This window comes from Mycobacterium sp. MMS18-G62 (assembly GCF_053877835.1).
Genome location: NZ_CM132662.1, coordinates 5,334,821 through 5,357,505 on the forward strand (window position 1 = coordinate 5,334,821; position 22,685 = coordinate 5,357,505).

Consider the following 22,685-nt stretch of genomic DNA (forward strand, 5'->3'; position numbering starts at 1 on the left):
TAGTAATGGCGGGGTTGTCTACGGGGAACGGTTTCCCCAACGTTGTCGTCACCGGCATTGCGATGACGACTGCCTTGGCGACCGACGCGGACAACACGTGGAAGAAGCTGCTCGACGGACAGAGCGGGATCCGCAAACTCGAGGACCCGTTCGTCGAGCAGTACGACCTTCCGGTCCGCATCGGCGGGCACCTTCTCGAGGATTTCGATCATGAGCTGACGCGGGTCGAACTGCGCCGGCTGTCGTATCTGCAGAAGATGTCCACGGTTCTGTCCCGCAGGGTCTGGCAGAACGCGGGCTCACCCGAGGTGGACCCGAAACGCCTGATGGTCTCGATCGGCACGGGGATGGGCTCGACCGAGGAACTCGTGTACGCCTACGACGGCATGCGGGCCAAGGGTCTGCGTGCCGTTTCCCCGCTGGCCGTGCAGATGTACATGCCGAACGCCGCTGCGGCCGCGGTCGGGCTGGAGCGCAAGGCGCGGGCCGGGGTCAGCACCCCGGTTTCGGCCTGCGCATCCGGCTCCGAGGGCATCGCGCAGGCTTGGCGTCAGATCGTCCTCGGTGAGGCAGACGTCGCGATCTGCGGCGGTGTCGAAACGAAGATCGAGGCGGTGCCGATCGCCGGCTTCGCGCAGATGCGAATCGTGTTGTCCACCACCAACGACAACCCGGCCGGTGCCTGTCGCCCGTTCGACAAGGACCGCAACGGGTTCGTGTTCGGCGAGGCCGGTGCGCTCATGGTCATCGAGACCGAGGAGCACGCCAAGGCGCGCGGCGCAACGATTCTCGCCCGCATCATGGGAGCGAGCATCACATCGGACGGCTACCACATCGTGGCCCCCGACCCCAACGGTGAGCAGGCCGGGCACGCGATGACGCGGGCAATCCAACTTGCCGGTCTGCAGCCCACAGACATCGACCACGTCAACGCGCATGCCACCGGCACCAGCGTCGGCGACGTGGCCGAAGGGAAGGCAATCAACAACGCGATGGGCGGCCACAAGCCGGCGGTGTATGCACCCAAGGCGGCGCTCGGCCATTCGGTCGGAGCGGTCGGTGCGGTGGAGTCCATCCTGACCGTGATGGCGTTGCGGGACGGCATCATTCCGCCGACGCTGAACCTGAAAAACCTCGATCCGGAGATCGATCTGGACGTGGTGGCCGGGGAGCCGCGGTCGGGCAATTACCAATACGCCATCAACAATTCGTTCGGATTCGGTGGGCACAACGTCGCGCTCGCCTTCGGGAAGTACTGACACACAGAATTTCTCGACGGCGCAAGCCGATGTCCGACCGGCTACAGGAGGTTTCTATGACGATCATGGCCCCCGAGGCCGTCGGCGAATCGCTAGATCCACGCGATCCGCTGCTGCGCCTGAGCACGTTCTTCGACGACGGCAGCGTGCAACTGCTGCACGAGCGTGACCGCTCGGGCGTACTGGCCGCGGCCGGCACCGTCAACGGCATGCGCACCATTGCCTTCTGCACCGACGGCACCGTCATGGGCGGCGCCATGGGTACCGAGGGGTGTGCGCACATCGTCAACGCCTACGACACCGCCATCGAGGAGCAGAGCCCGATCGTCGGCATCTGGCACTCCGGCGGTGCCCGGCTGGCCGAGGGTGTCAAGGCGCTGCATGCCGTCGGTCTGGTGTTCGAGGCCATGATCCGGGCGTCCGGCTACATCCCGCAGATCTCGGTGGTCGTCGGATTCGCCGCCGGCGGTGCGGCTTACGGGCCGGCGCTGACCGATGTGATCGTGATGGCGCCCGAGAGCCGCGTGTTCGTCACCGGCCCCGACGTGGTTCGCAGCGTGACGGGCGAGGACGTCGACATGGCGTCGCTCGGCGGCCCCGACACCCATCACAAGAAGTCCGGCGTGTGCCACATCGTCGCCGACGACGAGCTCGACGCCTACGAGCGCGGCCGTCGACTGGTCGGATTGTTCTGTCAGCAGGGCCATTTCGACAAAGGCAAGGCCGAGGCCGGCGATACCGATCTGCACGCGCTGCTGCCGGAGTCGCCGCGACGCGCGTACGACGTGCACCCGCTCGTCGAGGCGTTGCTCGACGAAGGCGTGCCGTTCGAAGAGTTCCAGGGCAAATGGGCGCCGTCGATCGTGATCGGGCTTGGCCGGTTGTCGGGACGGACGGTCGGCGTCATCGCCAACAACCCGTTGCGCCTTGGCGGCTGCCTGAACTCTGAAAGTGCCGAGAAGGCAGCACGTTTCGTGCGCCTTTGCGACGCGTTCGGTATCCCGCTTGTCAACATCGTCGACGTGCCGGGCTACCTGCCCGGGGTGGACCAGGAGTGGGGCGGCGTTGTTCGTCGTGGCGCGAAGCTGCTGCACGCGTTCGGCGAATGCACGGTGCCGCGCGTCACGCTGGTCACCCGCAAGATCTACGGCGGCGCCTACATCGCGATGAACTCGCGTTCGCTTGGCGCGACGAAGGTGTTCGCCTGGCCGGACGCCGAGGTCGCCGTTATGGGCGCCAAGGCCGCCGTCGGCATTCTGCACAAGAAGAAGCTGGCCGCCGCGCCCGAAGCCGAGCGCGAGGCGCTGCACGAGCAGTTGGCCGCCGAGCACGAGAGGATCGCGGGCGGAGTGGATTCCGCGATCGAGATCGGTGTCGTCGACGAGAAGATCGACCCGGCCCACACGCGCAGCAAGCTGACTCAGGCGTTGGCCGAGGCGCCGCAACGCCGCGGCCGGCATAAGAACATCCCGCTGTAGTTACCGGGCTGTGTGAAGTCCGAACGACAGTCGCAGCTGCGTCGCTGGCGCCGGCACCTGGCCAACGAACGAGCCGAAGCCGCCGTGTACCGGCACTTGGCACAGCGTCGGACGGGCGAGGAACGCGACATCCTGCTCGCGATCGCCGACGCTGAACGGCGCCACGAGCAGCACTGGCTGAATCTTCTCGGCGATCAAGTCGGCAAGCCGAGGCGTGCCGATCTGCGGACCCGCATGCTCGGGTTCTTGGCCCGGTACTTCGGTTCGGTGTTCGTGTTGGCCCTCGCTCAGCGAGCCGAGGACCGCTCCACCTACGACACCGACGTCGACGCCACGCCCACCATGGCCGCCGACGAACGCATCCATCTCGAAGTTGTTCGCGCGCTGGCCACCCGTGGGCGGGATCGCTTGTCGGGCACCTTCCGTGCGGCGGTATTCGGCGCGAACGACGGGCTCGTCAGCAACCTCGCGCTCGTCATGGGGATCACCGGGACGGGTGCGTCGGCCCACACTGTTCTCGTGACAGGCCTGGCGGGCTTACTCGCCGGCGCGCTATCCATGGGCGCCGGGGAATACGTTTCGGTCACTTCCCAGCGCGAACTGCTGGATGCCTCCACGCCGAGCCCGGCAGCGGGCGCCGCGTTACCTGAATTGGATGTCGACGCAAACGAATTGGCGTTGGTGTATCGGGCGCGAGGGATGAGCGCCGAGGAGGCCGCCGGTTACGCCGCGGAGGTGCTGCACAGGCTCGACGTGAGCGGCGCGGACGGTCGACTCGCTGGGCCCGACGCCGACAGGCACGAGGCCGTCGGCACCGGTATCCGCGCCGGGCTGTCCAGCTTCTGCTTCTTCGCCGTCGGCGCACTCATTCCTGTCCTGCCCTACCTGTTCGGTCTGCAGCGGATCCCCGCGGTGATCGTGGCGGCCATCTTGGTCGGGATCGCCCTGCTGGCAACGGGAGTCATCGTCGGGCTGCTCTCCGGCGGGCCGCCGTTGCGGCGCGCGCTCCGTCAGCTGCTGATCGGCTACGGCGCGGCAACGATCACCTATCTGCTGGGCACACTTTTCGGCACCACCACCGGCTAGCAGACGCAGCGGGTCATCGGTCGGCCGCGGTTATTCCGCGATCACGAAACTCGCGCCAGCATCTCCTCGGCCACCGCAACCGCTGCGGCACGGTCCGACTCGACGAGCCCTATGCGGGTCCGGCGGTCCACGATGTCGTCGACGGTGAGCGCCCCCTCGTGAGTCACCGCGTACTCGAATTCGGCCCGGATGACGTCGATGCCGTCGGCCACGGGATCGGTCGGCCTCTCGCAACTTGCCTTGGCGATCACGTTCGGCGCCTCCGCGCCGAAGCGCGCAACCAGCGACCCCGGTATCTGAGCTGGCAGTTCGGCCGGTGAACGCAGCGCCGCAACGGGATTCGACGGGGCACCGACGAGCGGCAGGTTGCGGGTGCGGCATGGCGACGCCGCCAGGCCGCGCAGCTCGACCGCCCGGTCGAGCACATCCTCGGCCATGTACCGGTATTCGGTGAGTTTGCCGCCGATCACGCTGATGACCCCCGACGGCGACTCGACGACCGCGTGCTCACGCGACACATCGGCCGTGCGGCCGCTTCCGGTGTCGATCAACGGCCGCAGGCCGGCGTACGCGCCGATCACATCGGTCGGCTCGAGCGCGACGTCGAGCGCCGTGTTCACCGTGTCGAGCAGGAACGAGATCTCCTCCGAAGAGGGCTGCGGCACATCGGGAATGGGCCCGGGCGCATCCTCGTCGGTAAGTCCGAGATAAACCCTGCCGAGCTGCTCGGGCATCGCAAACACGAAGCGGTTGAGTTCGCCGGGTATCGGAATGGTCAGCGCCGCAACAGGATTGCCGAACGCCTTGGCGTCGAATACGAGATGTGTCCCGCGGCTTGGTCGCAGCCGAATCGACGTGTCGACTTCTGCCGCCCACACCCCGGTGGCGTTGATCACCGCGCGGGCCGAAACGTCGAACGACTCGCCCGAGCACTGGTCGGTCAGTGTGACCGACGTGCCCGTCGCGTTCGTTGCGGCGACGCGGGTCAGGATGCGCGCGCCGTGCTGCGCCGCCGTGCGCGCGACCGCCGTGACCAGCCGCGCGTCGTCGATCAGCTGCCCGTCGTACGCCAGGTACGCACCGTCGAGCCCTTCTTGACGCACGGTCGGTGCGAGCTCGATCGCGCGCTCGGCGCCAACGCGACACGAGCGCGGCAAAGTCGATGCGGGCGTGCCCGCGAGTCGGCGCAACACATCGCCGGCCAGGAACCCGCCCCGCACCAAGGCCCGGCCGCCGCGACTCATCGACGGGAGGAGCGGAACCAGCTGCGGCATGGCCTTGACGAGGTGGGGAGCGTTGCGCGTCATCAGGATTCCGCGTTCGGCGGCGCTGCGCCTGGCGATGCCGACGTTGCCGGTCGCAAGGTACCGCAGGCCGCCGTGCACCAGCTTGGAGCTCCACCGGCTGGTGCCGAACGCCAGGTCATGCTTTTCCACCAGAGCGACGCGAAGGCCTCGGGTCGCGGCGTCCAGCGCGATGCCCGTGCCGGTGATGCCGCCGCCGATCACGATCACGTCGAGTTGCGCGCCGTCGGCCAGGGCCGCCATGTCGGCGGCGCGGCGCGATTCGTTGAGTGCGGTCGAACCACCGGTCACGGTTTGAGATATCCGTCGAGCGAGTGGGTCAGTTCGGCGATGAGAGCGTGTTCGTCAAGGATCGGCGCGACCATCTTGGAGGACTGGATCGCCGACTGGGTGATCAGCAGACACATCGCCGCCAACTGGCGCGGATCTCCCGAACGCACGCTGCCATCGTCCTGCCCGAGTTTGATTGCGTGGGTCAGCGCGTCGATGAGAACCTGCTGACTGGTGCCCAACCGCTCCGTGATGTACACGATCGCCATGGTCGGCGCGTTGAGCAGCACCGACATGACGACCTCGTCGCTGCGTAGACATTCGACGACCACGACGATGCGCTTGACGATCTCTTCGCGTCCGACGCCGCTGTCCGGTATCCCCTCAAGAACGCCGGCAATGCGTGCGGTCAGCAGGTCCGCGACGACATGGCGGATATCGGGCCACCGGCGGTAGATGGTCGGGCGGCTGACCCTGGCGCGCCGCGCGATGTCGGTCAATGTCATGCGTTCGACGCCGTTCGCCAGCACGCACGCCGCGGCCGCATCGAGAATTCGATCCTCGACACTCTGCGCAGAGTTACGGATTGACGACATGTGTAATACTGTAACTCATGACGCGGCCGGATATGAAATGGAACGCCTGGGGCGACCCAGCGGAGGCAAAGCCCCTGTCCGACGGCATCCGGTCGTTGTTGCGGCAGGCTCTCGGTGTCGAGGAGTCGACGACACCCGAGTTGCAGCCCGACCAGGTTCGGCTGCGCCCTTCGGCTTTGTCGGCCGGGGACCGCGAGGGCCTGGCCGCGATCGTCGGGCCCGAGTACTGCGGCGTCGACGACCGTGCCCGGCTGCTGCGCGCCGGCGGAAAGTCGACCTTGGATCTGTTGCGCCGCAAGGATTCCGGTGTGCAGGACGCGCCCGACGCGGTGCTGCTGCCTGGTGACGAAGACGAGATAGCCGCGATCCTGCAGTTCTGTGCGAGCAAGAGCATCGCGGTTGTCCCGTTCGGCGGCGGCACCAGCGTCGTCGGTGGTCTTGACCCGCTGCGCGGCGACTTCAAGGCCGTCATCTCGCTCGACCTACGGCGGCTCAACCAGTTGCATTCGCTCGACGAGGTGTCGGCCGAGGCGGATCTGGGCGCGGGGCTCACCGGGCCGGAGGCCGAACGCCTGCTCGGCGAACGAGGATTCTCCCTCGGCCATTTTCCGCAGAGCTTCTGCTTCGCGACCATCGGCGGGTTCGCGGCTACGCGGTCGTCGGGTCAGGATTCTGCAGGTTATGGGCGTTTCGACGACATGGTTCGCGGCCTGCGCGCGGTGACGCCGGCCGGCGTCCTCGACCTCGGGCGCGCGCCGGCCTCCGCCGCAGGACCGGATCTGCGGCAGCTGCTGATCGGCTCCGAGGGCGTGTTCGGAATCATCACGCGCGTGCGGGTGCGGGTGCACCCGATTCCGGCGGCCACCCGCTATGAGGCGTGGTCGTTCCCTGACTTTTCGACGGGCGCCGACGCGCTGCGTGCCGTCGTGCAGACCGGCACGGGGCCGACGGTCGTCCGGCTATCGGACGAGGCCGAGACCGGGGTCAACCTCGCGACCACTGAGAGCATCGGCGAACAGCAGATCACCGGCGGGTGTCTGGCCGTCACGGTGTTCGAGGGGACGCAGGCGCACGTGGAGAGCCGGCACGCCGAGACCCGGGCGGTGCTGCAAGCCAACGGAGGCACGTCGCTGGGCGAGGCGCCGGCCCGCGCATGGGAGCACGGCCGGTTCAGCGCGCCGTACCTGCGTGACTCGCTGCTGTCCGCGGGTGCATTGTGCGAAACGCTCGAGACCGCGACCAACTGGTCGAACGTGCCCGCGCTCAAAGCCGCCGTCACGGAGGCGTTGACGGCCTCGCTGGCCGAATCCGGCACGCCGGCGCTTGTGCTGTGCCACATTTCGCATGTGTATCCCACGGGCGCGTCGTTGTACTTCACCGTCGTGGCCGGACAGCGCGGCAATCCGATCGAGCAGTGGCGCGAGGCGAAGACCGCCGCGTCGGACGCGATGATGCGCACCGGCGGCACGATCACCCATCACCATGCGGTGGGCGCCGATCACCGGCCGTGGATGCATGAGGAGGTCGGCGATCTCGGGGTCGCGGTGCTGCGGGCCGTTAAGGCCACGCTCGATCCGGCGGGAATCCTCAACCCGGGCAAGCTGATTCCGTGACCGAGATCGGGCGAGTCACTGTTCTGACGAATCCGATGTCGGGGCATGGCAATGCGCCTCATGCGGCCGAGCGGGCGGTTGCGCGGTTCCAACAACGCGGGGTCGACGTCTGCGAAATCGTCGGCACCGACGCCGATCATGCGCGTCGACTGGTCGATGAAGCGCTCGAACGCGGCACCGATGCGCTCGTGGTGTGTGGAGGCGACGGCGTGATTTCGCTTGCGCTGCAGGCGTTGGCGCTCGGTAAGGTTCCGCTGGGCATCATTCCGGCGGGGACCGGAAACGACCATGCCCGCGAATACGGGATCCCCAAGAGTCCGGAAGCGGCCGCCGACGTGGTCGCCGATGGCTGGTCCGAAACCGTCGACCTCGGCCGCATCGACAACCATGCCGGTACGCAGAGATGGTTCGGCACGGTGATGGCCGCCGGCTTCGATTCGCTTGTGAGCGACCGAACAAATCGCATGCGATGGCCGCATGGCCGGATGCGCTACAACCTGGCGATCGTCGCCGAGTTGTCACAGCTTCGGCCGCTGCCGTTTCGGCTGGCGTTCGACGACGGCCAAACGACCGTCGCCGATCTGACGCTTGTCGCGTTCGGCAACACGAAAAGCTACGGCGGCGGAATGCTGATATGCCCGGAGGCCGACCACTCCGATGGCCAGCTCGACGTCACGATGGTGCACGCGACGTCGCGCACTCGGCTGATTCGCTTGTTCCCCACGGTTTTCAAGGGCACCCACACCGAACTCGATCGGGTCAGTACGGCACGGACGAGATCGGTCAGCGTGGACTCCCCCGGCATCAACGCCTACGCCGACGGCGAATACGTATGCCCGCTGCCCGTCGACGTGTCCGCCGTGTCTGCGGCGTTGAAGATCCTTCGACCACAAATTCCCGATAGACAGTGAACGATTGACCGATGACGGAGATCGCATACGACATCACGGACAGAATCGCGCGCATCGTCCTGAACCGCCCCGAAGCCAAGAACGCGGTCACACCGCATATGCATGAGGAGTTGTGCCGCATCTGGGCAGATTTCCGCGACAACGACGAGGCCGACGTCGCGATATTGACCGGCGTTGGCGACTCCTTCTGCGCGGGCGCCGATCTCGCGACGTACGTACCCATGAACTACGTTGACGCGCACCCAAGCCGCGTTCGGGAAATCGTGGACCTCGGGTTCGGGGGAATCACCCGAGGAATGCACCGCATTGCGAAACCGACCATCGCCGCCGTCAACGGTTGGGCGCTGGCCGGCGGGTTTGAGCTGGCGCTCGCCTGCGACCTGCGGGTGGCTTCCGAACACGCACAGTTCGGTTCATTCGAGGCGCGGCGAGGGTTCCACCACGGCGACGGTGGAATCACGAGGCTGGTCAACACATGCGGCGTCGGCGTGGCTATGCAGATGGTTCTCACGGCCGAGCCGATCGATGCGCACCGGGCGCTGCAATGCAATCTGGTGACCAAGGTCGTTCCGCACGAACAGCTATTGGACGAAGCCGAACTGCTGGCCCGCCAGATACTGCGCAACTCTCAACGGGCAATTCGTTCGGCCAAGGAAACCATCCTCGAGGTCATCGGCAAGCCGCTCGACGACCAGCTGCGCATCGAGGGATGGAATTCCTACACATGCGTGGACCAGGATGAAACCCGCGAATTGTTGAGGCGATACTTCGAAAAGTCCGACAGCGGTCGAGCCGGAGCGAACCCGACGCAACTGTGAGGGCGGCCGGCTAGCTGACTCCCCGGCTGAGCCAGCTCACCTCGGCCGTGTCGCCGCCGTCGCGGTAGGGCTCCAGCGCCTCGTCCCATGCGCTGCCGAGCACGGAGTCCAGTTCGGCGGCCAGCGTGTCGGCGCCCGACGCCATCAGCGTGCGCAGCCGCATCTCCCCGACCATCACGTCACCGTTGGCGCTCATCGCACCGCTCCACAGCCCCAGCTGCGGGGTGTGACACCAGCGATGCCCGTCGACGCCCGCGCTCGGGTCCTCGGTCACCTCGAAGCGCAGTACCGACCATGACCGCAGCGCGTTGGCCAACTGCGCCCCGGTGCCGACGGGGCCGACCCAGTTGGTGACCGCCCGCAGCTGTCCCGGCATGGCCGGCTGCGGGGTCCACTTCAGGTTCGCCCTCGCTTGAAGGGTCGACGACAACGCCCACTCGACATGCGGGCACACCGCCGCGGGTGAGGCGTGGATGTAGACCACGCCCGTCGTCGCGTCGGCGAATTGGTTCGCTGCACGCATCTGCTGCTCCTTCGGCTCCACGAGGGACGTCTTCCCCAACGACCTGGCGAATCCGAATTACAGCTGTGTCGTGCGTTTCTATTGTGCCTTGTGAGACCCCTGTTGCGCTAGTTCCCCGCAAATTCTCTCAGGACTTCGTCAGACAATGCCGGCCACAGCGGATAGGCCCACTCGCCGAAGTTGCGATCCGTCAGCACGACCAGCGCCACATCGGCGTCCGGATCCACCCACAAAAACGTCCCTGACTGGCCGAAATGTCCGTAGGTGCGCGCCGAGTTGTTCGCACCCGTCCAGTGCGGTGACTTGGCGTCGCGGATCTCGAAACCCAGCCCCCAATCGTTGGGCCGCTGCACCCCGAAGCCGGGCAAAACGCCGTCCAACCCGGGAAACTGCACGTCAGTCGCCTCGGAGTGCATCTGCTCCGACACTGTTGCGGGTCTCAGCAAGTCGCCGGCAAAAGCCGTCAGGTCCGCCACCGTCGACGCTGCCCCGAACCCCGCCGCCTGGGTGCCGCCCTCTAACGACGTGTCGGCCATCCCGAGGGGGTCGAACACCGCCTCGGCCAGGTATCGGCCGAACTCAATGCCCGACGCGGCTTCCACCGTCTCGGCAAGCACCTGGAATCCGTAATTCGAATAGACCCGGCGCTGGCCCGGCTTTGCCATCAGCTCCGCCGAGTTCATCGAGTAGCCCGTCGCGTGCGCGAGCAAGTGTCGCACCGTGGAGCCTGGCGGACCGGCAGGTGTGTCGAGCTCGACGACGCCTTCTTCGACCGCGATCTGTGCCGCGCGGGCGACGAGTGGTTTGGTCACCGACGCCAACGCGAACCGGCGACGGCTGTCGCCATATTCCGCGACCACACCCGACGGGGCGACAACGGCCGCGGCGGCCGAGTTGACCGGCCAGTCGGCGATAGCGTCGAGCGCAGACACCCGCAGGAGCCTAGTAGGCCCCCCACGCCGAGACGATCGCTGCCACATGCCGGGCGTCCGTTCCGCAGCAGCCGCCGAGCACACTGACCGAGGACAGTCGGTCGCGCAGAGCGGCGTGCCGCGCACCGAGGTCGACCGGATCGCCCTCGTCGAGTTCGGTGGCCTCGTCGAGCTCGGCGTGACTGCGCGTAGACGCGTTCGCCCGCAGACCGACGAGCCGTCGCCGCCATGCCCCCTCGGGTGCCAGTGCATCGGCGAAGTGCGCGGGGTGGGCGCAGTTGACCATGAAGTACGCGGCGCCGGAACCGGTCTCGGCGTCCACGTGTTCGATCGCCTCGTGCAGCGGCTGGCCAGTGGGAAGCCGGCCGTCGGTCTCGACCGTGAATGAGATCGCCGCGGGGATGCCCGATGCCGATGCCGCACGCACGATGCCGATCGCCTCCTGCGCGTTGGTCATGGTGAGCGCGGTGACTTGGTCGGCCGTGGTGCTGGCGAAAACGCCGATCTGAACCGCGTGGTAGCTCTCGGCTTCCTGTGGCGTCATCGCGTTTTCGGGGTCGTAGCCGTCCCCGCGCGGGCCGACGCACCCGCTCACCACCGCTGTGATCCCGTCGGCCGTCGCGACCGCTCGCACCTCCTCGGCGAGTGACACGGCATCGCGGTTGGTGGCGTCGCGCCGCTGCGGGGAGTAGCCGAGCTGCTCGGCCCAGTCGGGATTGGCGCGCCACGTTGGGGTTTCGACGATGAAGCCCGCGCCGTGCTCACGCGCGATCGCCAGATAGCCGTCGTAGTAGTGACGCAACCGAGCCCGGGTGTCCGGCTGCTCCAGCAGGGGGAACGCGGCAAAGCATGGCAGCTCGAGTCCGTCGTGAAAGATCAGCTCGGTCTCCAAGCCGCCGTCGGTCACGAACAATCCGGCGCCGTTCAATTGAGGCAGCGACTGTCGCCGGCCCCCTTCGATCGTCATCTATAGGGCTACTTGCGGGCGACGTAGTAGAAGTTGATCGGGTCGGTCTCGATCTCATGGACTGTGACATCGCTGAAGCCGGCATCGGCCAGCATCGAGGTGGCCAGCTGACGGCCCCAGCAGGTGCCCAATCCCGCGCCGTCGAGCCCTAAAGACACGCTCATGCAATGCATGGTCGAAACGGTGTAGAGGTACGCCGCCAGCGGCACACCGATGTTGTCTTCGAGCTCGCTGGATGCCTTGATGTCGACCATCAGCAGGATCCCGCCCGGCCGCAGTGCGCGATAGATGTTGTGTAGCACCTGCGCTGGCTTGGCCTGATCGTGGATCGCATCGAAAACCGTTATGACGTCGTACGTTTGGTCCGCGTCGAACTCGGCCACGTCCGTTTTGACGAAGGTGGCGTTCTCGAGTCCCCGACTGCGGGCCTCCGCGGCGCCAACGGCTAGTCCCTCGTCGGAGAAGTCAACGCCGGTGAACCGGCTGGCCGGGAATGCCTGTGCCATCACGTTGATGGCACGGCCACTCCCGCAACCGATGTCGGCGACGTCGGCGCCGTCCCGGAGGCGTTCGGGCAGACCGTCGGCCATCGGCAGAATGGCGTCGACAAGCGCCGCGTCGAATACCTCACCGCTCTGCTCGGCCATCAGCTTGTGGAACCGCGGGTACTCGGTGTACGCCAACCCGCCGCCTTCGTAGAAGCAGCCGATGATCTTCTGCTCGACCTCGCCGAGCAGCGGAATGAACTGCGCGACACGAGACAGATTGTCGGGCCCGGCGGCACGGGTCAACACCGCGGCGCGATGGCGGGGCAGCGAATAGGTCTGCGAGGTGGGGTCGTAGTCGACAACGCGGCAGGTGACGACACCGCCCAGCCACTCGCGGACGTAGCGTTCGTTGAGCCCGGCGGCGTCCGCGATCTGCGTGCTGGTGGCCGGCGGCAGTTCGGCCATCGTGTCGAACAGCTTGGTCTGATGCCCGATGGACAACAGAATGGCCAGGCTGGCGCCGTCGATCGCGCCGACCATGCGCCCGGCGAATTCCTCAGTGGTGTCGGTGTTCGGATCAAGCGTTGTCATGCCAACCTCAACGGTATTGGCTTCAGACGAGTTCAATGGACCGTTTCGCCAGTCCCATCCAATACCCGTCGATGACCTGCCGCGGCGATTGCCCGGGGTCGCTGGACGCACCCAGCGCGACGAACAACGGCGAGAAGTGTTCGATCGTCGGATGGGCGTACGGCATGCCCGGCGCCTTGTGCCGAAAGTCGATGAGCGCATCGACGTCGCCGGCGGCGAACCGCTCGCTGGCCCACGCGTCGAACTCCTGCGACCAGTCCGGTGCGGCGGCATCCGGTGACGGGTCCTCGAGGAACGGCAATCCGTGCGTGGTGAATCCCGATCCGATAATCAGCACGCCGTCGTCGCGCAGCGGACGCAGCCTGCGGCCGAGCGCGAGCAGGCGCTCCGGGTCGAGCGTCGGCATCGAGATCTGCAGCACCGGGATGGTGGCGTCGGGATACATGACGGTCAGCGGAACGTAGGCCCCGTGGTCGAGCCGGCGATCCGGGTCGTGGCTGACCGGTTCGCCGTACGGCATCAGGGCTTGGACTCGGGCGGCCAGGTCTGGCGCACCGGGCGCGTCGTACGTGACGTCGTAATAGTGCTGCGGGAATCCCCAGAAGTCGTAGGTCAGTGGCGTTTCCGCGATTGTCGAGCCGATCGTCAGCGGCGCGGCCTCCCAATGGGCGGAAACGACGAGGATCGCTGTCGGCGTCGGCAGTTCGCGCGCCCATGCCGCGAGCTGCGCCACCCAGAGCTCGTCGTCGACGAGCGGCGGCGCGCCGTGGGACAGGTAGAGGGCCGGAGGCATCACTCCCCCAGCCTTCCACCAGCGCGAGGGACCCGCCGAAACTGCGGGGAGATCGCGATTCGGGCCGAAATCTCGATCTGTGCGCAGGCTCGACGTTCCGCGCACGCGCGCACGCTTTAGGGTTCAACCCATGAGTCAGACGGTGCGCGGTGTGATTTCACGGAAAAAGGGCGAGCCGGTCGAGGTCGTCGACGTCGTCATCCCCGATCCGGGTCCGGGCGAGGTCGTCGTCGACATCCTCGCGTGCGGCGTGTGCCACACCGATCTGACCTACCGCGACGGCGGCATCAACGACGAGTTCCCCTTCCTGCTCGGCCATGAAGCCGCAGGCACCGTCGAATCGGTGGGTCCTGGCGTGACGAACGTCGAGCCGGGCGATTTCGTAATCCTGAACTGGCGTGCGGTGTGCGGTCAGTGCCGGGCGTGCAAGCGGGGCCGGCCGTGGTATTGCTTCAACACGTTCAACGCCGAGCAGCCGATGACGTTGACCGACGGCACCGAGCTGACCCCGGCGCTGGGCATCGGCGCGTTCGCCGACAAGACGCTCGTGCACGAGGGCCAGTGCACCAAGGTCGACCCCGCCGCCGACCCCGCGGTGGCCGGGCTGCTGGGTTGCGGCGTGATGGCCGGCCTCGGCGCGGCGGTCAACACCGGTGCGGTCACGCGTGATGACACCGTCGCGGTGATCGGGTGCGGCGGTGTGGGTGACGCCGCCATCGCAGGCGCACGGCTGGTCGGGGCCAAGCGGATCATCGCCGTGGACACCGACAACAAGAAGCTGAACTGGGCGCGTGAGTTCGGCGCCACGCACACGATCAACGCGCGCGAACTCGACCCGGTGGCCACCATTCAGGATCTGACCGACGGCAACGGCGCCGACGTGGTGATCGACGCGGTCGGCCGGCCGGAGACCTGGAAGCAGGCCTTCTATGCCCGCGACCTCGCGGGAACCGTTGTGCTGGTGGGTGTTCCGACTCCTGACATGAAGCTGGAAATGCCGCTGATCGACTTCTTCTCCCGGGGCGGGTCGCTGAAGTCGTCCTGGTACGGCGACTGCCTGCCCGAGCGTGACTTCCCGACGCTGATCAGCCTGTACCTGCAGGGGCGGTTACCGCTGGAGAAGTTCGTGTCCGAACGCATCGGGCTCGACGACATCGAAGAGGCGTTCCACAAGATGCACGCGGGTGAGGTGCTGCGCTCGGTGGTGGTGCTCAAATGAACGGCGGCCCGATCGACCGCGTCGTCACACACGGCACCTTCGAACTCGACGGCGGCAGTTGGGAAGTCGACAACAACATCTGGGTCGTGGGCGACGACTCCGAGGTCGTGGTGTTCGACGCGGCCCACGACGCCGGCCCGATCGTCATGGCGGTCGGCGGCCGCCATGTGAAGGCTGTCGTGTGCACCCACGGGCACAACGATCACGTGACGGTCGCCCCTGAGCTCGGCGAGGCGCTCGACGCGCCGGTGCTGCTTCATCCCGCCGATGACGTGCTGTGGCGAATGACCCACCCAGACAAGGACTTTCGTCCTGTCTCAGACGGTGACACGTTGACCGTCGGCGGCATCGAGCTGCGCGCGCTGCACACGCCGGGCCATTCACCAGGCTCGGTGTGCTGGTATGCGCCGGAAATAAACGCCGTGTTCAGTGGCGACACGCTGTTCCACGGCGGTCCCGGCGCGACGGGCCGGTCGTTTTCGGACTTTCCCACCATCCTCGAGTCGATCTCGAGGCGGCTCGGCAAGCTGCCGGGCGAGACCGTCGTCTACACAGGGCACGGCGACGCCACGACGATCGGCGACGAAATCGTCCACTACGACGAATGGGTGGCACGCGGCCACTAGTCACCGAGGATGCGGCGCTTTTCCGCCTCGAACTCCGCCTCGGTGAGTGCACCCGAATCCCGCAGGGACGCCAGAGTCTTGAGCTGTTCGAGCCTGGCCCCCTGGTCGGTCGGCGTGTACGTGGCGGTGGGTCCTGTGCTCCATGCCGGATGGTCGACTGCCAGCAGTTCCTGCGGCGCCAGGGGCCGCGCCTTCTTACTTGACCGCGCCGACCAGAGCAGCGAGGCGACCAGATCGACTACTCCGAATACGAACAGCGCAACGAAAACCCACACCAGCCATCCGTACGAACTGCCGTGTCCGAACGCCAGCGTCGGGTTGATGTAGCCATTGATCTGCCCGTCGGTCTTGACCCCATAGGTGCCTTCCGCCGGGACCTGCACCACCCAGACGCGAACATGCGCGTCGTTGTTGACAGTGGTTGTGCTGCCGAAGTTCTCGGTCACCGCGGGATCTGCAACCCCGTCCGGGGGAATGAGCCGCATCTTGAGCTCCGGTACGGGCAGCCCGCCGCCGCTCGTGCTGCCGATCACCTGGGTGTGGAAGCTGACCGTCACCTCACCAGCGGGCAGATGCAGACTCGTAGACCCGGGGACAGGTACCTCGCCGTAGGCGTCGTACTCGTCGAGGACGAAGGCGTTGAGGACCAGAGTCGCGATGAAGCCGACGATGCCCACCACCAGGGTCAGGATCGACAATCCGACCAGAACGCGCGCCGCGGTCCGTTGACGACTCATGGGGCGAAGTCTGTCACGGGCGCTGCGGGAAGACTACCGTCGTCGTTGAAGAAATTGTTTGCCAAGCGGTGTGGAGGTGACGATGCCTGAATCCAGCATCGTCGTGCGGCCAGAGCCGCTGGAGAGCGAGACGTACACGGCGAGTTCGCGGCTGCAGGCGGCGGGATTGCGGCCAGCCATTCAGCTTTTCGAGCGGGCCGCCTCCGAGGTTCCGCTTCCGTCCCCGCCCCAGCCCATCGTGATCGCCGATTACGGCGCATCGACCGGACACAATTCACTGCTGCCTGTCTGCGCGGCAATCGCCGTGCTACGCAAGCGCACCCGGCCCGAGCATTCGATTCTGGTCGCGCATACCGATGTGCCCGACAACGATTTCACGGCGATGTTTCAGACACTTGCCGAGGACCCGGACACTTACCTGAGCAAAGACGCTGCAACGTTCGCCTCGGCGGTCGGTCGCTCTTTCTATGCGCAGATTCTGCCGTCCAACAGCGTCAATCTCGGGTGGAGTTCCTGGGCGATCCAGTGGCTGAGCCGGGTGCCCGCACCGATCCCTGACCACCTCCAGGTCGCCTACAGCGACGACGAGGGTGTGCGCACTGCGTACGCCAAACAAGCCGCGCAGGACTGGCACGAATTCGTCGCGTTCCGCGGGCGTGAATTGTGCCCTGGCGGACGTCTTGTGGTGATGACGATGGCCATTGGTGATGACGGCGAGTTCGGCTACCGCCCGTTGTTCAGGAGCATGCTCGCCGGGCTGGCCGAGCTGCGCGACCAAGAATTGATCACCGAGGACGAAATGCATCGCATGTGCATTCCGACCGTGTCTCGTCGGGCCGCTGATTTTCTGTCGCCGTTTGCGCCGAAGGGCCGATTCGAGCGCCTGGAGATCGAACACCTCGAGGTGTTCGACGCCGAGGACAGGTTCTGGGCGCAGTACCAAGCCGATCACGACGCAAATGCTTTCGGGGCGTTGTGGGCGGCATTCGCCAGGGCGGCGGTGTTCCCGACGATGTCGACCGCTCTCGACGGCGGCCGGGCCGATCCGCGATGTGTCGAGTTCATGAACCGGCTAGAGGCCGGCGTTGCCGCGCGGATGGCGGCCGAGCCCGAGCAGATGCAGATACCGCTCGCACACGTGGTGCTGTGGAAGCGGCCCAAGGCGCCCTGACTTCAGCCCGCCATCCGGTCGCGGAAGGTGTTGCGGTACTGGACAGGTGCGACACCGGTCAGTCGCCGGAACTGCTCACGAAAGTTGGCAGGCGAACTGAACCCGACCTCACGGCCGATCCGTTCGACGCCGTAGGCGGTGCTCTCCAATAGCTGCTGAGCATGGCGGACCCGCACTCCGGTCAGCCACTGCATGGGCGTCTGCGCCGTCTCGGACTGGAAGCGCCGGTTCAGGGTGCGCACGCTCATCGCCGCATGGTCGGCGATGTCGCGCAGCGTCAACTCGCGATGGGCCTGCTGTTCGATCCAAGCCAGCACGTCGTCGAGTTCTGTACGCGCGGCAATGTGATTGACAGGTGGGCGATTCCGCACGATGAACTGCGCCTGTCCCCCGCTTCGGTGCAGCGGGGCGACCGCCAGCCGCGCAGCATCCGCTGCCACAGCAGCGCCGTAGTCATGGGCGACCATGTGCAGGCACAAGTCCAGACCGGCCGATGCGCCTGCCGACGTCAACACTTGACCCTCGTCGACGTAAAGCACATCGGGGTCGAGGTCAACGGCGGGGAAGGTCGCGCGGAACAGATCCGCTGCGACCCAGTGCGTCGTCGCGCGTTTGCCGTCGAGCAGTCCAGCCTCGGCGAGGGTGAAGGCGCCAGAACAGATAGAGGCGATTCGGACGCCCGCCGCGTAGGCCGACTGCAGCGCGTCTAACACGTCGTCGGGAGTTCTGACGCGCACGTCGTTGCGGCCGGGGATGACGATCGTGTCCGCACCGGCGAGCTCAGCGACCCCGTGGTCGGTGCCGATGCGCATCGGTCCCGCGCTCACGACGGGTTCGGTTCCGCACACCAGCACGCGATATGCCTGCTCGCCGGATGCCAGCTGCACACGGCCGAACACCTCAACGGCGGTGCTCAAGTCGAACGCGATCGTGTCCGGGAGGGCGAGAACCCCGACGGTGTGCACGATCCGACAGTAGCAGCCGGCGTGGCAATATCATGGCGCCCGGTGTCTATCTGGCCAGCAGGGCGTCGATGAGATGCGGTCCGGGCTCACTGACGGCAGCCTGGAATTGCGTCGCGAGTTCTCCCGTCGTGGTGGCACGGCTTGCCGGGACACCGAGTCCTTCGGCGATGGCGACGAAGTCGAGGTCCGGATTGGACAAATCGAGCAGGGACTGGGCCTTTGGGCCGGCGGCGGATGCGCCGACGCGCATCAGCTCGAGCTGCAGGATCGCGTATGCACGGTTGTTGAGGATGACGACGGTGATGTCGAGTTGTTCACGGGCCATGGTCCACAACGCCGAAATCGTGTACAGCGCACTCCCATCGGCCTGCAACGCGACGACTGGTCGGTTCGGCGCGGCGATGGCGGCACCGACCGCCACCGGCAGGCCCTGGCCGATCGCGCCACCCGTCAGCGTGAGCACATCGTGCGGTGGTGAGGCGGCGGTGGCGTCGGGCAGTAACAGTCCGCTGGTGTTGGCTTCGTCGGAGATGATCGCGTTTTCGGGAAGCAGCGCCCCGATGACCGAGGCCCAGTTGTCGGTTCGCAGCGGCCCGGTTGGTATGTCGGGGGGGCTGGCCGCCGATTCGGGGAGCGCCGGGGCCCCGAGACGGTCGGCGATTTCGTCCAGTCCGCTGGCCAGATGATGAACCTTCGCGCCGGGCGGTACCAGATCACCGGGCATGTTCGGATAGGCGAAGAACGCCACCGGCGACCGCGCTCCCGCCAGGATCAAATGCCTTGTGTCCCTGAGCTGTTCCTGCGCCATTTCGGCGAAGTAGCCGAGGCGGGGAATATTGGGCACGCCGCGGCCGCGGGGCAGCCGCGCGGGAAATGTTTCCACGAGTGCCTTGGCGCCCGTCGCAGCCGTGATGCGGGCCGCCGCGCGCAGGCCTGCCGCGGTGATCGCCGCGCCGCCGAGCAGCAGCACCGCATGCTCGCCGTGCTTTTTCAGTAGCTCGACAAGCGCCATGACCTCTGGCTGGGTTGCGGTCGGGACAGGTACGACTTCGGGTGACGATTGAACGGCCGCGCCGCCAGACGTCGACTCGCTCCACGACAGGTCCGCAGGCAGGATCAGCGTCGCCCCAGCCGCGGCGGCGGCGATCGCATGGTCGACCTTTTCGCCGACTTCATCGGCCGACGCCGGTCGGTGCACCGTTCCGTGTAGCCAGTCAACGAGCAGGTCGATATCGGATTGCAGTGGCGCATCAAGCTTTTGGTGTTCGACGGCGTGATCGCCGACGACGTTGACGACCGGACTGCCCGCTCGCCGAGCATTGTGCAGGTTCGCGAGTCCGTTGGCGAGCCCGGGGCCGAGGTGAAGCAGGGTGGCCGCGGGCTTGCCAGCGATCCGTGCATAGCCGTCGGCGGCGCCGGTGGCCACGCCTTCGAATAGACACAGCACGGCCCGCAGCTGCGGTGCGGAGTCCAACGCGGCGACGAAATGCATCTCCGATGTACCGGGGTTGGCGAAGCACACCTCGACTCCCCCGGCGACCAGACGTTCGACGACCACCTCCGCGCCTGTGCTCATGGGCATGATTCTGCCGTCGAGCCGACTTCCCGCGTGGCAACATTCCGGCGGCACATGGCCGCGTGACGCCTGGCTACTCGCACGGCGCCTCGCCGACGATCTCACTGTGCATGCACAGATTGTGTTGTTCGACGGGTTCGACCCACTCGACGTGATTGCGCCGTTCGAGGTGCTCGCGGCGGGTGGCGAGGCGGCCGGCGGCGGCTTGACGGTCGAGCTGGTGTCCGCCGAGGGTCCGCGTCCGGTGGTCAGCGGCACCCTGGGGCTGGTGCTGAATGCGACGGCCAAGCTCGATCCGTCGAAGCCCGGTTTCGTCATCGTCCCGGGCGCAAGCGGACCCGTCGATGGCGACCCCGATGAAGTCGACACTATTCCGGTCCTGCTCGCCCGGTTCGGCGAGACCGACGCGGCGCCGTTGATGCGCCAGGCGATGGCCAACCCCGACGTCACGGTGGCGACCGTGTGTGGTGGTTCGCTCGCGCTGGCGATGGCGGGGCTGCTGGAGGGCCGAAACGCGGTGACGCATGTGCTGGGCGTCGACGTGTTGGAAGCGACGGGTGTCAGCGTCGTGCGGGCGCGGGTGGTCGACGATGGCGACCTCGTCACCGCCGGCGGTGTCACGTCTGGTCTCGACCTTGCCCTGCACTTGCTTGACCGTGCCTTTGGGCCGCGCGTCGCGTTGGCCGTCGAGGAACTGTTCGAGTACGAGCGACGGGGCACGGTATGGACGTGATCGGCGACTGGGACGTGACCATCAAGACCCCGATCGGATCGCTGCAGATCCTGTACACCTTCACCGAAGACGGCGGCACGCTCACCGGAAGTGCGACGGGCCGCGGTGAAACCGTCGTGCTGCGCGATATCGCCGTTGCAGGACAGCGCATTACGTGGAAGCAGTCGGTGACCAAGCCGATGCGGCTGAACCTCGAATTCGACGTCGTGGTCGACGGGGACAGGCTCGCCGGGCATTCGAAGGCGGGGCGCCTGCCACGCTCGACGGTGACGGGTGTGAGACGCCGCTAGGGCCGCATCTCGTAGGCGCCGTCGTAGGCCTTCACCCGTTCCCAGACGCGGTCGAACCGTTGGGCGTCGGCTACGGGTTTGCGGATCGCGCCAACGGCCCAGTCCTGCTGCGCCTGCGTCGAACTCGGTTTACCGTGCAGCGCAACGGCATACGTGCTGAAGTCGCGGATCTGGAAGTCGAAGATCTGATCGACGATGTCGTCGTCCAGCCCGGTCAACGCGGCCTGCTCGAGGATCAGCTGTCCGTACACGATCAGCGAGAAGAGGTGCCCGACGTTCAGCAGGAAGTCGAGGTCCTTCTGCTGTTCGGCATCCGGTGCGGCGGTCATCAGCAGCGCCTTGAAGGCTTGCGCCTGCTCGTAAAATCGCCCGACGTTGGGGATGCTCGAGTGCTTCTCGTAAACCGTTGTCCAGTCGGCGAATTGCACCTTGCCGGCGCCGCGGGTGGGCCCCTGGTTCCAGAAGAAGGTGTCGTCGACGGCGTCGTTACGCGTCGGGATCTCGGGATACTCGCGTGGGTTGAGCATGTAGTTCGGCATGAACTTCAGCACTAGGCCGACGTTGACGTGCACGGTGCCCTCCAACCTGGGCAGCGCGCCGATCAGTTGTGCGACCTCACGGAACATCGTGTTCTTCTCATACCCCTTGGCGGCGACCACGTCGTGCAGCAACCGCACAATGTTTTCGCCCTCCATCGTGACCTTGGCCTTGGTCACCGGGTTGAACAGAAGGTAGCGCCGGTCGTCGAGGCTGGCGCTGCGGAAGTAGTCGACCGAACGCTGGCTGAACAGCTTCATCGCGACCAAACGCGCATACGAGTCGACGAAAGTCGCTCGCACATGCGGGAAGTCGGTGACCGGGTTGCCGTACAGAATGCGGTTCTGCGCGTGGGTGATCGCCTCGTAGAAGGCGTGTTCGACCATACCGATCGAGCATGTGCAGAGGTTGAACTTTCCGACGTTGACCGTATTCAGCGCCGCCGCAAAGGCTTCCACGCCGGTGTGCAGAATGTCCTCGGCGCGCACCGGATAGTTCTCCAGCCGGAACGTGCTCACGTAGATCTGCATGTGCACGACGTTGTCGATCAGGTGGTAGTTCTCGTGGCCGCTGTCGGCGACGAAGAACACGTAAGCGTCGTCGCCGTCGATGTCGCCGCGCCTGCCGAACACCGACACCATGCTCGCGACGTTGCCGTTGCCGATGTAGTACTTCTCCCCCGACGCCCGATAGAGGAGGCCGTTCGCGCGGTCCTCTTCGCTGGCAGGCGTGAGCACCATGTCGGTGTTGTACACGTCGGCGCCGTGCTCGCGCTCGGACAACGCGAAGGCCATCACCGCTCCGGCCTCCAGGTCATCGGCGGCCTTGCGCTTGGCGTCGGTGTTGTCGCTCTGCCAGATCGGTCCGAGGCCGAGGATGGTGACCTGCTCGGTGTACCAGTAGGTCAGGCCGTAGAAGCCGAGGATCTCGGACAGCGCGGCGTTGCGGGCGGCGTCCCAGCGCGTGTCAGAGCCGCCGAACTCCGACGGCGTGAGGAACGTTGCGAACAGTTTCTCCCGCTTGACGAAGTCGACGAAATCGGCGGGCCACCGCGCCGCCAGGTCGTCGTCGAGCAGGCGTTTCTTGCCCTGCCCCTCGAACCAGTCGATGGTCGCGCGCAGTAACCGACGCGTCTGCGCGTCGAACTGCGGCGGGTCATACGTGTTCGGATCGAAGAGCAAGCCGTCCGTCTGCGTCATGCC

The 22,685-nt window shown here is 66.5% G+C and carries 22 protein-coding genes; 11 read left to right on the forward strand and 11 right to left on the reverse strand.

The annotated features are described in order from the left end of the window. The first annotated feature begins 5 nt into the window (after positions 1 to 5). From kasB to ACWW36_RS26585, 3 genes are read left to right on the forward strand one after another with little or no spacing between them, the layout of a single operon-like run. Positions 6 to 1,259 (forward strand): 3-oxoacyl-ACP synthase KasB, encoded by a 1,254-nt coding sequence (kasB, locus tag ACWW36_RS26575; RefSeq protein ID WP_456138918.1) that lies wholly within the window; start codon positions 6 to 8, stop codon positions 1,257 to 1,259. Positions 1,260 to 1,315: 56 nt separating this feature from the next. Continuing rightward, positions 1,316 to 2,737 carry an acyl-CoA carboxylase subunit beta gene (locus ACWW36_RS26580; protein WP_456138919.1) on the forward strand — a complete coding sequence of 474 codons (1,422 nt, stop codon included), beginning with the start codon at positions 1,316 to 1,318 and terminating at the stop codon, positions 2,735 to 2,737. Between the two features lie 12 nt (positions 2,738 to 2,749). Then, entirely contained in the window at positions 2,750 to 3,823 is a 1,074-nt protein-coding gene (locus tag ACWW36_RS26585; protein ID WP_456138920.1) for a VIT1/CCC1 transporter family protein, read from the forward strand. A 41-nt stretch (positions 3,824 to 3,864) separates the two neighbouring features. Here the strand turns inward: ACWW36_RS26585 and ACWW36_RS26590 are convergent, their stop codons facing one another. Further along, positions 3,865 to 5,370, reverse strand: a complete 1,506-nt coding sequence (locus ACWW36_RS26590) for a glycerol-3-phosphate dehydrogenase/oxidase (RefSeq protein WP_456142636.1) — start codon at positions 5,368 to 5,370, stop codon at positions 3,865 to 3,867. Positions 5,371 to 5,414: 44 nt separating this feature from the next. Further along, positions 5,415 to 5,993, reverse strand: a complete 579-nt coding sequence (locus tag ACWW36_RS26595) for a TetR/AcrR family transcriptional regulator (protein WP_456138921.1) — start codon at positions 5,991 to 5,993, stop codon at positions 5,415 to 5,417. A 32-nt stretch (positions 5,994 to 6,025) separates the two neighbouring features. Between ACWW36_RS26595 and ACWW36_RS26600 the strand changes: the two genes are divergently transcribed. From ACWW36_RS26600 to ACWW36_RS26610, 3 genes are read left to right on the forward strand one after another with little or no spacing between them, the layout of a single operon-like run. Continuing rightward, on the forward strand, positions 6,026 to 7,606 hold the full coding sequence (locus ACWW36_RS26600; protein ID WP_456142637.1) for an FAD-binding oxidoreductase: 1,581 nt from the start codon (positions 6,026 to 6,028) through the stop codon (positions 7,604 to 7,606). Further along, on the forward strand, positions 7,603 to 8,517 hold the full coding sequence (locus ACWW36_RS26605) for a diacylglycerol kinase (protein WP_456138922.1): 915 nt from the start codon (positions 7,603 to 7,605) through the stop codon (positions 8,515 to 8,517). Before ACWW36_RS26600 ends, ACWW36_RS26605 begins: the two co-directional genes overlap by 4 nt. 11 nt (positions 8,518 to 8,528) lie before the next feature. Then, positions 8,529 to 9,335: an enoyl-CoA hydratase/isomerase family protein gene (locus tag ACWW36_RS26610; protein WP_456138923.1), complete on the forward strand. Its 807-nt coding sequence runs from the start codon at positions 8,529 to 8,531 to the stop codon at positions 9,333 to 9,335. Positions 9,336 to 9,345: 10 nt separating this feature from the next. Here ACWW36_RS26610 and ACWW36_RS26615 read toward each other — a convergent pair whose 3' ends face one another. The 5 genes from ACWW36_RS26615 to ACWW36_RS26635 form a co-directional block, all read right to left on the reverse strand. Beyond that, the gene (locus ACWW36_RS26615) at positions 9,346 to 9,858 is read right to left on the reverse strand and encodes a DUF3145 domain-containing protein (RefSeq protein ID WP_456138924.1); all 513 of its coding nucleotides are present in this window, start codon (positions 9,856 to 9,858) and stop codon (positions 9,346 to 9,348) included. A 107-nt stretch (positions 9,859 to 9,965) separates the two neighbouring features. After that, the gene (locus tag ACWW36_RS26620) at positions 9,966 to 10,790 is read right to left on the reverse strand and encodes a serine hydrolase domain-containing protein (protein WP_456138925.1); all 825 of its coding nucleotides are present in this window, start codon (positions 10,788 to 10,790) and stop codon (positions 9,966 to 9,968) included. A 10-nt stretch (positions 10,791 to 10,800) separates the two neighbouring features. Then, entirely contained in the window at positions 10,801 to 11,757 is a 957-nt protein-coding gene (locus ACWW36_RS26625; RefSeq protein WP_456138926.1) for a homocysteine S-methyltransferase family protein, read from the reverse strand. Between the two features lie 8 nt (positions 11,758 to 11,765). After that, the gene (locus ACWW36_RS26630; protein WP_456138927.1) at positions 11,766 to 12,836 is read right to left on the reverse strand and encodes a class I SAM-dependent methyltransferase; all 1,071 of its coding nucleotides are present in this window, start codon (positions 12,834 to 12,836) and stop codon (positions 11,766 to 11,768) included. Between the two features lie 22 nt (positions 12,837 to 12,858). Beyond that, the gene (locus ACWW36_RS26635) at positions 12,859 to 13,629 is read right to left on the reverse strand and encodes a dioxygenase family protein (RefSeq protein ID WP_456142638.1); all 771 of its coding nucleotides are present in this window, start codon (positions 13,627 to 13,629) and stop codon (positions 12,859 to 12,861) included. Between the two features lie 130 nt (positions 13,630 to 13,759). Here ACWW36_RS26635 and ACWW36_RS26640 point away from each other — a divergent pair, with 130 nt between their 5' ends. Both ACWW36_RS26640 and ACWW36_RS26645 read left to right on the forward strand, forming a co-directional pair. Beyond that, positions 13,760 to 14,848 carry an S-(hydroxymethyl)mycothiol dehydrogenase gene (locus ACWW36_RS26640; protein ID WP_456138928.1) on the forward strand — a complete coding sequence of 363 codons (1,089 nt, stop codon included), beginning with the start codon at positions 13,760 to 13,762 and terminating at the stop codon, positions 14,846 to 14,848. Beyond that, on the forward strand, positions 14,845 to 15,474 hold the full coding sequence (locus ACWW36_RS26645; RefSeq protein WP_456138929.1) for an MBL fold metallo-hydrolase: 630 nt from the start codon (positions 14,845 to 14,847) through the stop codon (positions 15,472 to 15,474). Before ACWW36_RS26640 ends, ACWW36_RS26645 begins: the two co-directional genes overlap by 4 nt. On the opposite strand, the gene ACWW36_RS26650 is transcribed toward ACWW36_RS26645, so the two are convergent. Next, complete coding sequence (locus tag ACWW36_RS26650) at positions 15,471 to 16,211, reverse strand: SHOCT domain-containing protein (protein WP_456138930.1); 741 nt, start codon at positions 16,209 to 16,211, stop codon at positions 15,471 to 15,473. The genes ACWW36_RS26645 and ACWW36_RS26650 overlap by 4 nt on opposite strands. 82 nt (positions 16,212 to 16,293) lie before the next feature. On the opposite strand from ACWW36_RS26650, the gene ACWW36_RS26655 reads away from it, so the two are divergent. Then, complete coding sequence (locus ACWW36_RS26655; protein ID WP_456138931.1) at positions 16,294 to 17,382, forward strand: SAM-dependent methyltransferase; 1,089 nt, start codon at positions 16,294 to 16,296, stop codon at positions 17,380 to 17,382. 2 nt (positions 17,383 to 17,384) lie between these two features. Here the strand turns inward: ACWW36_RS26655 and ACWW36_RS26660 are convergent, their stop codons facing one another. Together ACWW36_RS26660 and ACWW36_RS26665 are read right to left on the reverse strand one after the other, a co-directional pair. After that, complete coding sequence (locus ACWW36_RS26660; RefSeq protein ID WP_456138932.1) at positions 17,385 to 18,347, reverse strand: GlxA family transcriptional regulator; 963 nt, start codon at positions 18,345 to 18,347, stop codon at positions 17,385 to 17,387. Positions 18,348 to 18,393: 46 nt separating this feature from the next. Beyond that, positions 18,394 to 19,923, reverse strand: a complete 1,530-nt coding sequence (locus ACWW36_RS26665; protein WP_456138933.1) for an acetolactate synthase large subunit — start codon at positions 19,921 to 19,923, stop codon at positions 18,394 to 18,396. A gap of 106 nt (positions 19,924 to 20,029) precedes the next feature. On the opposite strand from ACWW36_RS26665, the gene ACWW36_RS26670 reads away from it, so the two are divergent. Together ACWW36_RS26670 and ACWW36_RS26675 are read left to right on the forward strand one after the other, a co-directional pair. After that, positions 20,030 to 20,656, forward strand: coding sequence for a DJ-1/PfpI family protein (locus ACWW36_RS26670; RefSeq protein ID WP_456142639.1), 627 nt, complete (start codon positions 20,030 to 20,032; stop codon positions 20,654 to 20,656). Further along, positions 20,647 to 20,946: a hypothetical protein gene (locus ACWW36_RS26675; protein ID WP_456138934.1), complete on the forward strand. Its 300-nt coding sequence runs from the start codon at positions 20,647 to 20,649 to the stop codon at positions 20,944 to 20,946. Before ACWW36_RS26670 ends, ACWW36_RS26675 begins: the two co-directional genes overlap by 10 nt. Here the strand turns inward: ACWW36_RS26675 and ACWW36_RS26680 are convergent. Then, entirely contained in the window at positions 20,943 to 22,682 is a 1,740-nt protein-coding gene (locus ACWW36_RS26680) for an acyl-CoA dehydrogenase family protein (RefSeq protein WP_456138935.1), read from the reverse strand. The genes ACWW36_RS26675 and ACWW36_RS26680 overlap by 4 nt on opposite strands. Positions 22,683 to 22,685: the final 3 nt, after the last annotated feature.